The organism is Blastococcus sp. SYSU DS0552, assembly GCF_054050815.1.
The window spans coordinates 98,270-110,322 of the sequence record NZ_JBJHAB010000014.1 but is presented as its reverse complement, the minus strand read 5'-3'; the positions used below and the strand labels follow the sequence as shown (position 1 = coordinate 110,322).

Below are 12,053 nucleotides of genomic sequence, written 5' to 3'. Positions count from 1 at the left end.
TTGGTCGGTATCACCAGCGGCCCCTGGCGTGTGCGTGACTCAGGGGTTAGCAGCCAGAACCGCGACTCCGCCGGGTCGGCCGCCCCCCCGGGCCGCCCGGCGGACCCGGCCGCGGGCAGGCCGGCCCCGCTCAGCGCGACCAGCGCGGCGGACCCGAGCCCGCCCGTCACCACGCCCAGGGCACGCCACCGGCGGAGGGCCGCCGCCTCCGCGGCGCGGCGGGTCGATGGCGAGGTCGGAGCCGTCGCCCGCCTCGGCACGAAGCGCCCGCGCGCCGGGGCCGCGTGCCGGACGGCCGAGGGATCCCGGGGGACCGGCGACGGCCGCCGCACCCCGGGGGCGCCCGAGGTGGGTGCCGCGGCATCCACCCCCGGGACCGGGACATCCCCGGCGGGGGGCTGGGGCGGGGTGGTCATCGTCATCACCGCCAGGATCGACGAGCCGGGGGAACGGCCGGGAAGGAGCGCTGGACGCTAACCGTCCGGTGGGCGATCCGGGAGGGCTTCCGAAACGGCACCGCCCTCGTTTCTCGGAGGCGTCACCGACCCCGCAGTTCCCGGCGCAGGATCTTGCCGGTCACCGTCTTGGGCAGCTCGTCGACCAGCTCCACGCTGCGCGGGTACTTGTAGGCGGCCATGCGCTCCTTGCAGTGCGCGATCAGCTCCTCCGACGTCGTGCTCGCCCCCGGCTTGAGGCTGACGAACGCCTTCACGGTCTCGCCGCGCTTCTCGTCGGGCACGCCGACCACCGCCGACTCGCGGACGGCAGGGTGCTCGGCCAGCACGTCCTCGACCTCCCGCGGCCACACCTTGTAGCCCGAGGCGTTGATCATGTCCTTCTTGCGGTCGACGATGAACACCCAGCCCTCGTCGTTCATGAAGCCGACGTCGCCGCTCTTGAGCGCACCGCCGGGCAGGCCGGCCGCCGTCTCCTCCGGCTTGCCCCAGTAGCCGGCCACGACCTGCGGCCCCTCGGCGACGATCTCGCCGATCTCGCCCAGAGGCAGGTCGCGGCCGTCGTCGTCCTGGATGCGCACCACCGTGTTCGGAGCGGGGACACCGACCGACAGCGCACCCGAGACCGGGTCCACCGGCGACGGCGACCCGAACGGCGTCACCGTCATCGGCGAGGTCGTCTCGGTCAGGCCGTAGGCGTTGTGCACCTGCTTGCCGGTGGCGGCCAGGAAGTTCTGCTCGGCGGTCGGCGAGATGGCCGCACCGCCGGAGTAGATCGAGGTGAACGAGTCGAAGTGGTCACGCGTGAACCCCGGGGCGTTGAGCAGTGCGCTGAACGCGGTGATCGCCCCGATGGTGAACGCCGGGCGGTGCTCGGCGAAGGCGTCGAGCACGACCTGGGGCTCGAACCGGTAGGCCAGCACCAGCGGCGCCGGCACCAGCAGGCTGACCGCGATGTGCCCGATCAGCCCGGTGATGTGGAACAGCGGGGCGACGCCGAAGATCGCGCCGTCCCGGCCGGCGTGCACCCAGTCGCGGTAGACCTGTGCCGTGAAGACCACGTTCCGGTGGGTGTTCATCGCGCCCTTGGGCACGCCGGTGGTCCCCGAGGTGTAGGTCAGGAACGCCACGTCGTCGGAGCGCAGGCCGACCGGCGGTGGCACCCGGCCGCGGTGGACGGCGACGAACTCGGCGAAGTCCGTCGTCCCCTCGTGCCGCTGCCGGCTGATGCCGGCGAAGAGCCGCTCGTCGTCCCGCGTCTGGAACTCCAGTTCGCTCGTGGTGAGGACGAGGCGGACGTCGGTGTCCGGCACGACCTCGCGCGCGACCTCGTCGTAGAGCGTCTCCAGGGCCAGCAGCACCGTGGCCCCGGAGTCCGCGAGCAGGTAGGAGAGCTCGCGGGCCCGGCTCATCGGGTTGATCGACACCATGATCCCGCCGGCCTTCCAGGCGGCGACCATGGCGATCACGAACTGCGGCACGTTCTGCAGGTAGACCGCCAGCCGGTCGCCCGGCCCGAACCCGCGCTCGAGCAGGCCGACGGCGAGCGCGTCGCTGAGCTCGTCGAGCTCCCGGCGGGTGATCGTCCCGTCGAAGTACCGCAGCGCGACGCCCAGCGGGTCCCGCTCGACCCCGGCCCGGAACATGTCCAGGGCGGTGTCGTACTCGATCGGGTAGTCGGCCGGCTGGTCGCCGTAGAGCGCCAGCCAGGGCCGGTCGTCGTAGCCGGTCACGACCGCGGCCTCACTTGATGACGACGGGGTTGACGGGGGTGCCGGCCGCCTTCGCGACCTTCAGCGGGGCGGCGACGTACAGGAACGCGTACTGCCCGTCCTCGGCGCAGTCGGCGGCCAGCTTCTCGAGGTCGGCGATCTCGGTGAGGGTGACCCCGAGGTTGCGCATCAGCGCGTTGTGCAGCACCAGGGCGACGCCGTTGTTGGGGTCGAAGGTGACCTCGTTGGCGATCGTGTCGGTGACCAGGTTGGGGATCTCCATGTCCTGGAACCACCGCACCAGCTCGGGGGAGTAGACCAGCCCCGGCTCGTTGAAGCCCTCGTAGAAGGCCTCGCCCTGCTCGTGGAAGAGCTGCAGGAAGTTGGTGCGGATGACGAGGATGTCGCGCTTCTGGATGGGCGTGCCCTGCGCCTCGGCGCAGGCGACGAGGTCCTCGTGGGTGAAGGTCTCGCCCTTGTCGAGGGTGGGCTTGCCGCGGAAGCGCGCCATGTCCAGGAGCACGGCACGGCCGACGACGCCGCGCTCGGCGATCGGCGCGACGCTGGCCTTCTCCAGCCCGCCGACCGTGGTCCGGGCGTCGTAGCCGTTGTAGATCTTCCCGTCGTACCAGAGGTGGCCGAGGGCGTCGTACTGGGTGGAGCCCTGGAGGTAGGCGTCGATCTTGTCGTCGGCGTAGTGCAGGCCGCCGGGGTACTGGGCGCCCTTGCCCCCCTCGTCCCAGTCGCTCTCGTCCAGCACCTGGGTGCGCACGGCGGGGGTGCGGCCGGGCCAGACCGGATCGCCCTTCGGGTCGCCGATCAGCCGCTGCAGGGTGAAGACCTTGCCCGAGCGCACCAGCTTGACCGCGGCGAGCACCTGCTCGGGCCCGAGGTAGTTCAGCGCGCCGACCTCGTCGTCGGGCCCCCACTTGCCCCAGTTGGTGGGCGCGTCCTTCAGGAGCTCACCGAGGTAGGGCGCGGTCGTGGGGGTGTCGGTCACGGATGCCTCCAGAGCTGGTCGACGGCCCGTCCGTCGACGGGCGGGGCGGTGACCTGGACTATTCGCCGCTGTGGTGCCGACCACAACCGGCGTGCAACATTCGGTGCAACCGACGCCGACCGAGCCGCAGGGAGCCCCCTTGACCACCAGCACCGTGCCCGGCAACCCCGAGTCCGTCTTCACCTACGGGGCCCCGCAGCTGAAGTTCGGCAACGGCGCCTCCGACGAGATCGGCTTCGACCTCAGCCGGTACGGCGTGCGGCGGGTCCTCGTCGTGACCGACCCGGGGGTCGCGGCCACCGGGCACCCGCAGCGGGTGGCCGACCAGATGGCGCAGTTCGGCATCGAGGCGCGGGTGTTCGACGGCGTCCACGTCGAGCCGACCGACCAGAGCCTGGTCGCCGCCATCGACGAGGCCCGGTCGTCGGGTCCCTGGGACGCGTTCGTCGCCGTCGGCGGCGGGTCGAGCATCGACACCGCCAAGGCGATCAACCTGCTGACGACCAACCCCGGCGAGCTGATGGACTACGTCAACGTCCCGGTCGGCAAGGGGCAGGCGCCGTCGCAGCCGCTCAAGCCGCTGGTCGCCGTCCCGACGACGACCGGCACCGGCTCGGAGAGCACCACGATCTGCGTGATGGACGTGATCGCGCAGCGGGTGAAGACCGGCATCAGCCACGCCTGGCTGCGGCCCACCCTCGCCGTCATCGACCCCGACCTCACCCTCAGCCAGCCCGCCGGGGTCACCGCGGCGTCGGGGATGGACATCCTCTGCCACGCGCTGGAGAGCTACACCGCGCGCTGGTACACCACTTACGACCGCAAGAGCCCCGACCAGCGGGTGCCCTACTGCGGCTCCAACCCCATCTCCGACATGTGGTCGGAGAAGGCGCTGAGCCTGCTGGCCGGCTCCTTCCGCACCGCCGTGCGCGACGGCGAGGACGCCCGGGCGCGGTCGGACATGGCGATCGCGGCGACGTTCGCCGGCATGGGCTTCGGCAATGCCGGCGTGCACATCCCGCACGCCAACGCCTACCCGATCGCCGGGCAGGTGAAGGACTTCCACCCGAAGGACTACCCGGCCGACGAGCCGATGGTGCCGCACGGGATGTCGGTGGCCCTGACCGCGCCGGAGGCGTTCCGCTTCACCTTCGAGGCGTTCCCGGAGCGGCACGTCCGCGCCGCGGAGCTGCTGGCGCCGGGCGCCGACCGGCCCGCGGACCTCGCGGAGTTCCTGCCCACGGTGCTGGCCGACCTGATGCGCGACATCGACATCCCCAACGGGGTGGGCGCGGTCGGGTTCGGCGAGGGCGACGTCCCCGACCTCGTCGACGGCGCGATGAAGCAGCAGCGGTTGCTGGCCACCTGCCCGCGCGCGGTGACCGAGGACGACCTGGCCGGCATCTTCCGGCGGTCGCTCTCGCTGTGGTGAGGCCCCTCAGCGAGGGGGGACGACGGTCTTGGTGACCTGACCGGTCGCCACGAGGACGCCGTCCACGGTGGCCTCCGCCCGCATGAACGCGACCGCCCGGCCGCGGCGCAGCACGGTCGCCGTCACCTCCACGGTGGAGTCGGCGGCCACCGGCCGCAGCAGCGAGGCGGAGACGTCGTGGGTGACCGCGTGCTCGCCGTCGCCGAGGGAGGGCAGCAGCGCCAGGAACGAGGCGACGTCGAGGAGGGCGTAGACGACGCCGCCGTGCAGCAGCCCCGCCGGGTTCTGCGCGGCAGGGCCCACCGGGAAGCGGATGCCGGCCGCCGGGTTCCCGGCGTCGCGCAGCTCCACCCCGAGGAACCGGTGGAGCGGGATGTCCAGGATGGCCTGCACGTGGGCGTCGGTAACGGGTTCGCCGGTCACCCGGTCAGCATCCATCAACAGCCCCGGTGGCTTCCCACAGGCCCGACCGGAGCCCGTCGCGGGGTGCGCCCGCGCTCCTAGCCTCCGCCTCGACGTCTCCGCCTCGATCGCGGGACCAGGGGAGGAGCGGCGGTGATCCGGTACGGGGACCCCGAGGCGCTCGACGCGCTGGCGGCCGAGCTCGTGCGGCGTGCGCGGGAGGTGCGGGAAGCGGGGGAGGAGCACCGGCGCGACGGTCGGCGGGCCCAGTGGGTGTCCGACGCCGCCACGGCGTACCGGCGCCAGCAGGCGCGGGACTGCGCGGACGTCGACGCCGCGGCCGAGGCGATCGAGCGGGCCGCGGAGCTGCTGCGCCGGCACGCCGACGAGGTGCGCGCCCGGCTCGCCGCGATCGCCCGGGCGGAGCAGGCGGTCCGGTCGTGGCTGGCCGAACGGGCCGCCCGCGGGGAGAACGCGCTCGAGCAGGTGGGTGAGGTTCTGGGCGAACTCCCCGAGGCGGGTGCCGACGCCTGGCGCGCGGTGCCGGCCCGGCTGAGCCGCGCGGGCCTGTGGTGACCGCCCCCGAGCTCTCGGTCAGCGGCGGGGCCGGCGGCGTCGAGGCGGAGCTCGCCGACCTCGTCACCCTGGGCCGGAGCAGCGCGGGCCTGGCCGAACTGCTCGCCCGCACCAGCGCGGCGTGCCACCTGGTGCTCGCCGACCCCGACCTGCTGGCCTCCGCGCTCCTGGACCCTGCGGGCGTGGCGCGGGTGGGTGCCGCCCTGCTGGAGGCGCTGGACGGTCCGCGCGGACTGACCGCGCTCGCGGTGCGGTTCGCGGCGCGGGCCGTCGCGCTGGAGGACGCGGCCGCGGCCTACGAGGCGGCTGACCGCGCGCTCGCCGAGCTGGCCGACGACCTGGAGTGGGCGGCCGGCTGCCTCTGGCCGGTCACGGCGGCGGCCCTCGTCCTGGGCACTGCCGGGCGGGCCGTCAGCGACCCGACCAGCGCGGCCGCCGACGTCACCGCGCTGCTCGCCGACCCCGAGCGCTGGCTGACCGACCGCCCGGGGCTGGTCGACGACGCGATGGGCGCGCTGCCCGGTGCGGCCACCATGGCCGGCGGTCTCGCGGTCGGCCCCACCGGCCGCTGGCTCGGCGGTGAGGACGTCGGCGCCGCGGCCCGCCGGCTCGGACGGCTCTGGCCCGACGGGGCCCCGGTGGTCACGCGGCTGCCCGACGACGTCAGCGGTCCCGCGACCGCGCCACCCCGCGGGATCGACGACCTGCTGGGCGCGCTCGAGGTCCGGGCACGGAAGTCCGGCCCGGCGCGCGACACGATCGCCGTCCGGGTGCTCACCCGCGCCGACGGTGGCACCGCCTACGTCGTCGACATCCCCGGCACCGGCGTCTGGAACGCGCCGTCGGGCACGGTCCACCCGCGGACCCACGACCTCGGGACCAGCCTCCGGGTGCTCGGCGGTGACACGACGACGCGCCAGGCGGGGATCGCCGAGGCGCTCCGCCGGGCCGGTGCGGGGCCGTCGGACCCCGTGCTGCTGGTCGGGCACAGCCAGGGCGGGATGGTGGCCGCGCAGGCGGCCGCGGACACCGGCGGCCCGGGCTTCGGGTTCGACGTGCGCGCCGTGGTCACCGTCGGGGCACCCGTCGCCCGCGTCGACGTCCCGCCGGAGGTGCAGCTCCTCGCGCTGGAGAACCGCCACGACCTCGTCCCGCAGCTGGACAGCCGCGCCAACGACGACAGCCCGAACGTCACCACCGTGACCTTCGCGGCGCAGCACGGCAGCGTCGCGGACAACCACGCCATCGGCGCGGCGTACCGGCCCGCCGCCCGGGCGGTCGATGCCGGGGAGGACCCGTCGCTGGCCGCGTTCCGCGCCGCCGCCGCGCCCTTCCTGGTGCCGCCCGGCGAGCCGGCGTCGGTCGTCGCGCACGTCTACGAGATCGGCCGGAGGTGACGTGGCCGCGCTGGCTAGTCTGCCGTGGTGCAGGGGGCGGCGGTGGTGCTGCCCGAGTTCTCCCTCATCGTCCTGGGGCTGCTGCTGCGGCGCTGGGCCTGGCGGTCCCCGGGATTCTGGGCCGAGCTCGAGCGCCTCGTGTACTTCGTGCTGTTCCCGGCCCTGCTGCTGCGCACCACGCTCGCCGCCGACGTCGCCGCGGCCGGCACGGGGGCGGCCCTGCTGGCGGCGGTGGGGGCGATCGCGGCGGGCGCGCTGCTCGGCGCGCTCGTGCGGTGGTTCCCGGGCATCGACCGGGTGACCGCGGCCTCGGGGTGGCAGACGGCGTTCCGCTTCAACTCCTTCCTGGCGCTGGCCCTCGTCGACGACCGCGGGCCGGCCGCGCTCGCGCTGATGGGCGTCCTGCTGGGCGTCACCGTGCCCGCGGTCAACGTCCTCGCGGTGCTGGCGCTCGCGGGAGGCACCACTGCGGCGAGCGGACGCGGCGCCGTTCTCGGCGTGCTCGGAGCCGTCGTCCGCAACCCGCTGATCGTGGCGACCGTCGCCGGGCTCGCCGGCAACGCCGCCGGCCTGGTGCTGCCGGAACCGGTCGACGCCACGCTCGGCCGGATCGCCGCCGCGGCCGTGCCCATGGGGCTGCTGACGGTGGGTGCGGCGCTGCGGATCGGCGAGCTGGCCCGCCGGGAGTGGGCGCTCTCCGGCTACCTGACGGCGGTCAAGCTGCTCGCGGTGCCCGCGGCGGCGCTGGCCCTCGTGGCGCTCCTGGGCATCGAGGGCGACCAGCGCGCCGTCGTCCTCGCGTTCGCCGTCGTGCCGCCCGCCACGGCGTCCTACGTGCTGACGGCCCGCATGGGCGGCAACGGCGGGTTCGTCTCCGCGCACATCTCCCTGGCGACGACGGCCGCGCTCGGGACCGTGCCGCTGTGGTTGCTGGTAGCGGGCTGAGGAGGCGTGCGGTCCGCTAGCGTCCTGAGGCATGTCGCGGCGGCGCACGATCGCGATCACCGGCGGGATCGTCGGGCTCGCCCTGGTCCTGTCGGTCCTGATCCCGGGCAGCCCGACGCGGGTCGTCGCCCGGGGCGCCGTGCACGCGGAGTGCGTCACGTGGGTGGGCGACGAGGGGAGCCGGTCGCTGGCGGTGTACGGGGACTCGATCAGCCGCGCGGACAGCGAGCCCCGGTTCGGCTTCCACGGCGGCCGCTCCTGGTACTCCCACCTCGTCTGCTCCGACGAGTTCACCGACGGCGCGAACGCGGCCGTGGCCGGGGAGACGGCGGCGGAGGTGCTGCGGCGTCTGGAGGCCGACGCGCCGCGGGTCGACGTCCTGGTCATCCAGGCCGGCACGAACGACCTCCGCCTCGGGGTGTCGACGAGGGAGACGGTGGCGAACCTGCGCCGGGCGGTCCGGCTGGGGCAGGAGGCCGGGGGCACGGTGCTGCTGGCGACGGTGCAGCCGTGGACGGACACGGACGCCACGGCCCTGAACGCCGCGGTCCGCCGGCTGGCGGACAGGACGGGCGTCGAGCTGGTGGACTTCGCCGGCGTGCTGGGTGACCGCGACCTGACCCGGGACGGGGTCCACCCGACAAAGGCGGGCGCCCGCGCCCTGGCCGACCTGGTGGCGGAGGCCGTGACCTAGACGCCGAGCGCAGGGGCCGCGCGCTGCCCGCAGTCCGGAGAGCTCCGGACTGCGGGCAGCGACCCCATGACGGTCGGGCCTGCTCGCCGGACCCGGCGAGCCGAGCAGGTCAGCCCATCGCGTTCAGGGACGCGACGGACTCGCGCGTCGGGCCGAAGCCGATCGGGGAGTGCTGGAGGTAGTGCGTCCGGTAGGTCCCGGCCGCCGAGTAGATGCCCTGCTTGATGTAGACGGACTGCCCCTCGTACAGGTTGGCGACCCGCTCGGACAGGACCTTCTCGCCCTGGTGCCAGACCTCGATGAGGCCCTTCGCCGGGTCGGGGGACCAGATGAACCGGACGGTGTGGTCGTTCCAGGCGCCCTTGTCGATCGTGCCGAGGTTGAAGGTCCGGACGTACTGCGCGTCGCCGGCGGTCCTGCCGCCCGTGCCACCCCGGACGTCGACCATGAGGTTCTCGTTCACGTCCGACCAGAAGTGCACGTTGGGGTTGCCGGAGTTCACCGTCTGGTGCCACTGCGTGTAGATCAGGAACTGGCCGCGCTCGTCCCAGTCGAAGTCGGCCGGGAAGAACGTGGACCAGGCCCACCACTGCTCGTCGCCGGGCCGGACGTCGCCGGAGGCGGCGATCGAATCGCGGACCTCGGAGCGGAGGGTGCCGTGCGTGCCGTTCCAGCCGGTGTCGCCGCGCTGCACGGTGAAGAAGGCGGTGCGCTCCGAGCCGGGGTACGGGTTGGCCGTGGTGGTGCCGTACTGGTCCGACCGGAGGGCGTGGATCTCGGGCCAGGGGCCGGGGACCAGCGTCGTGGCGTCGTAGCCCCAGACCCGCGTGGGCTGGACGGCGGGCAACTCGGGCTCGGGCTCGGGGTCGGTCGCGGGCGGGGGCGTCGTGGTCGTCGGCGTCGTGGTCGTCCGAGGCGTGGTGGGCTCCGTGGACGGCGCCGGCGGCTCGGTGGTGGTGGGCTCGGGCGGGGGCGTCGTGGTGACCGGGGCCGCCTCGGCCGGGGTGGTCGGCTCGGCCGGCTGGCCGCCGGGGTAGATGTGCACCGGCTCCGTCCGCTCACCCTGCACCTTGGCGTGGTCCCGCGGCACGACCACGAAGGCGTACCGCGGGGTGGACAGCGGCAGCCGGGGCGACGTCCAGGCGGTGGCGCCGGTGGAGCCCACGATGCGACCGGCGGCGCCGGAGGTGACGTCGATGACGAGGTAGTCGCGGGCCCCGGGCACCCCCGTCCAGTCCAGCGAAGCCCGCTGATCGACGGCCTCGCCGGTGAGATCGGCCGGGGCGAGCAGCACGGCGGCGGCCTGCGTGTGCGATGTGACGGGCCGAGGGGCTGCCAGGACGGCGTCGGCGAGTCCGGCGCCGCCGATCAGGGTCAGGGCCGCCAGGACGGCCAGGTTGCGCTTGTTCATGGCGTCGGTCCTCAGATCAGGTCGAGTGGGGTCTGGACGAGGCGGTCGGCGGCATGGGCGCCGCCGCCGGCATCGGTCAGGACGGCGGTGGCGACGGCGAGCACGAGACCGGCCCTCGAGGAGAGCCGGGCAGGCGCTGCAGATGCCGCTCGGACGCCGCGTCCGGGGCTGCGGCGGTGGCACCACCGGTCGAACCGACGGCGGCTGAACGTTCTGTCACGCATCAATTACGCCACGTCATGAAGGCGGCGGTGCACAGGCGCGCCGGTCGCCTTCCGGCCGCGGCGCCGGTGTGGCGCACCGCTGACGCCGAGGTGCCCACACCCATTGGGAGCCGTGTCCTTGCTCACGCCGACAGGGAGGCGCGAGCGCCAGGCACGACACCGCGGGCCTGGGAGAGGTGGGGCGGGTGGGGCTCGAACCCACGACCCAGGGATTATGAGTCCCATGCTCTGACCAGCTGAGCTACCGCCCCGGACCCGCCAGCCTGCCAGACGGCGCCGCGGCGCCGCAGCCACGTCCTGGGGTCGGTGGGGCGAACTGACAAGGTCCGTTACCCCCCTGTGACATTCGGGCGATCCGCTTGTACCGTCTCTCGCGGCCCATCCGATCCCGCTCCCGAAACCCGGGGGCTCGGACGGGCCCCGCCGAACTCTGCGGCCTCACCGCCGCGGGGACCGGGGACCCACGTTCTCTGGGGTGAATCCCGCCTGCGCCACCACGGGCAGGCAGGTAGGGCATGTTCCGGCCCGAACCCGTCAGCTGACCTGGTAGGCGGATAGAGGAACGGAGACCGTCGCCTTGGCGACCTCGCACCACCTGCGCCACCACGTCCCGGCCGCGCCCGCGCGCCGGGCCCTCCGCCGCACCCGTCGGGCGGCCACCGCCGCCACCGCACTGCTGGCGCTCGCACTGCTCGGGACGTCGACCGCGGCGGCCGCGCCGGGCGACGCGCGCAGCGAGTACGACCGCGTCGAGGCGGAGGTCGCCGACATCGAGCAGCGCGTGCGCGACGCGGAGGAGCGCCTGCAGCAGCTCACCCTCCGGGCAGAGGAGGCCAGCGGCGCCGTGCTCGCCGCGCAGGCCGAGCTCGACCGCGCCCGCGAGCACGCCGACGCCATCGCCGCCGAGCTCGCCGCCGTCCGGGAGGCCGTGGCGAGTACCCAGGGTGAGGTAGCCGCCCTCGGCCGGGAGGCCTACATGGGCAGCGACAAGTCCATGAAGCAGCTGGAGATGGTGCTGCACGCCGACGGCCCGGGGGAGCTCCTCCAGCAGGCCGCGACGCTCGACCTCCTCGGTGAGGATCGCGCGCAGGTGCTCGAGGACCTGCGGGTGGCCGAGGCCCGCGAGGCCCGGCTCGACCAGGAGGCGAAGGCCGCCGTCGCCGAGCGGGATGCCGCAGCGCGCAAGGCCCAGGGCATGCAGGCGGAGGTCGACGCCCTCCTCGCGGCCGCGCAGACCGACTTCGATGCGCTCACCGCCGAGAAGGCGGCGCTGGACGAGCAGCTGCGCGAGGCGGAGATCCGCATGCTCAGCCTCCGCGGCACGGCCGACCCCGTCGCCGCCTGGTCCGAGCAGCAGGCCACCGAGCAGGCGGCCGTGGCGGCGGCTCCCGCGACCGCCGGGGCCGGCCGGCTCACCCAGGGGCGGGTCACCTCCTGCTACGGCAGCCGGTGGGGTACCCAGCACCTCGGCGTGGACATCGCCGCGCCGATCGGCACCCCGATCTTCACGCCGGAGCCCGGGGTCGTGCTGCAGGCCGGGCCGGCCAGCGGGTTCGGCCTCGCCGTCGCCATCCAGCACCACGACGGGGCCATCACCGTCTACGGGCACGTGAACCAGTTCTTCGTCTCGCCGGGCCAGGTCGTCAGCGGTGGGCAGCAGATCGCCGAGGTGGGCAACCGGGGCCAGTCCACCGGCCCGCACCTGCACTTCGAGGTGCACCTCGGTGGCCTGTACGCCAACCGGTCCAACCCGGTGCCGTGGCTGGCCCAGCGCGGCATCACCCTCGGCGGCAGCTGCGGCTGAG

General features: G+C 74.4%; 10 protein-coding genes, 1 tRNA gene and 1 riboswitch. Of the genes, 6 read left to right on the top strand and 5 right to left on the bottom strand.

Translation table 11 applies throughout. From position 1 onward, the window contains the following. Positions 1-538: 538 nt before the first annotated feature. Positions 539-2,188: an AMP-binding protein gene (locus tag ACI8AG_RS15075; RefSeq protein WP_456588968.1), complete on the bottom strand. Its 1,650-nt coding sequence runs from the start codon at positions 2,186-2,188 to the stop codon at positions 539-541. Between the two features lie 10 nt (positions 2,189-2,198). Continuing rightward, positions 2,199-3,167, bottom strand: a complete 969-nt coding sequence (locus tag ACI8AG_RS15070; RefSeq protein ID WP_456597691.1) for a cyclase family protein — start codon at positions 3,165-3,167, stop codon at positions 2,199-2,201. 139 nt (positions 3,168-3,306) lie between these two features. On the opposite strand from ACI8AG_RS15070, the gene ACI8AG_RS15065 reads away from it, so the two are divergent. After that, a complete protein-coding gene (locus ACI8AG_RS15065; protein ID WP_456597690.1) occupies positions 3,307-4,599 on the top strand; it encodes a hydroxyacid-oxoacid transhydrogenase in 1,293 nt (430 codons plus the stop codon). Between the two features lie 6 nt (positions 4,600-4,605). Here the strand turns inward: ACI8AG_RS15065 and ACI8AG_RS15060 are convergent, their stop codons facing one another. Continuing rightward, entirely contained in the window at positions 4,606-5,022 is a 417-nt protein-coding gene (locus tag ACI8AG_RS15060) for a PaaI family thioesterase (RefSeq protein WP_456597689.1), read from the bottom strand. Between the two features lie 132 nt (positions 5,023-5,154). Between ACI8AG_RS15060 and ACI8AG_RS15055 the strand changes: the two genes are divergently transcribed. Genes ACI8AG_RS15055 through ACI8AG_RS15040 form a run of 4 tightly spaced genes read left to right on the top strand, consistent with a single transcriptional unit; the run spans position 5,155 to position 8,613 of the window. After that, on the top strand, positions 5,155-5,577 hold the full coding sequence (locus tag ACI8AG_RS15055) for a hypothetical protein (RefSeq protein ID WP_456597688.1): 423 nt from the start codon (positions 5,155-5,157) through the stop codon (positions 5,575-5,577). Next, entirely contained in the window at positions 5,574-6,974 is a 1,401-nt protein-coding gene (locus tag ACI8AG_RS15050; RefSeq protein ID WP_456597687.1) for an esterase/lipase family protein, read from the top strand. The genes ACI8AG_RS15055 and ACI8AG_RS15050 overlap by 4 nt, the downstream gene beginning before the upstream one ends. A gap of 27 nt (positions 6,975-7,001) precedes the next feature. Beyond that, on the top strand, positions 7,002-7,919 hold the full coding sequence (locus ACI8AG_RS15045; RefSeq protein WP_456597686.1) for an AEC family transporter: 918 nt from the start codon (positions 7,002-7,004) through the stop codon (positions 7,917-7,919). Between the two features lie 31 nt (positions 7,920-7,950). Then, positions 7,951-8,613 (top strand): SGNH/GDSL hydrolase family protein, encoded by a 663-nt coding sequence (locus ACI8AG_RS15040; protein ID WP_456597685.1) that lies wholly within the window; start codon positions 7,951-7,953, stop codon positions 8,611-8,613. 109 nt (positions 8,614-8,722) lie between these two features. Here ACI8AG_RS15040 and ACI8AG_RS15035 read toward each other — a convergent pair whose 3' ends face one another. Both ACI8AG_RS15035 and ACI8AG_RS15030 read right to left on the bottom strand, forming a co-directional pair. Beyond that, positions 8,723-10,024: a heparin lyase I family protein gene (locus tag ACI8AG_RS15035; protein ID WP_456597684.1), complete on the bottom strand. Its 1,302-nt coding sequence runs from the start codon at positions 10,022-10,024 to the stop codon at positions 8,723-8,725. 401 nt (positions 10,025-10,425) lie between these two features. Further along, positions 10,426-10,499: transfer RNA gene (locus ACI8AG_RS15030), tRNA-Ile, on the bottom strand. Positions 10,500-10,659: 160 nt separating this feature from the next. Then, positions 10,660-10,815, top strand: a riboswitch (cyclic di-AMP (ydaO/yuaA leader). A 10-nt stretch (positions 10,816-10,825) separates the two neighbouring features. On the opposite strand from ACI8AG_RS15030, the gene ACI8AG_RS15025 reads away from it, so the two are divergent. Next, positions 10,826-12,052 carry a murein hydrolase activator EnvC family protein gene (locus ACI8AG_RS15025; RefSeq protein ID WP_456597683.1) on the top strand — a complete coding sequence of 409 codons (1,227 nt, stop codon included), beginning with the start codon at positions 10,826-10,828 and terminating at the stop codon, positions 12,050-12,052. Position 12,053: the final 1 nt, after the last annotated feature.

Coding starts and splice junctions, on each gene's coding strand:
- ACI8AG_RS15040 (WP_456597685.1), top strand. CDS start 7,951: ATGTCGCGGCGGCGCACGATCGCGATCACCGGCGGGATCGTCGGGCTC.
- ACI8AG_RS15035 (WP_456597684.1), bottom strand. CDS start 10,024: ATGAACAAGCGCAACCTGGCCGTCCTGGCGGCCCTGACCCTGATCGGC.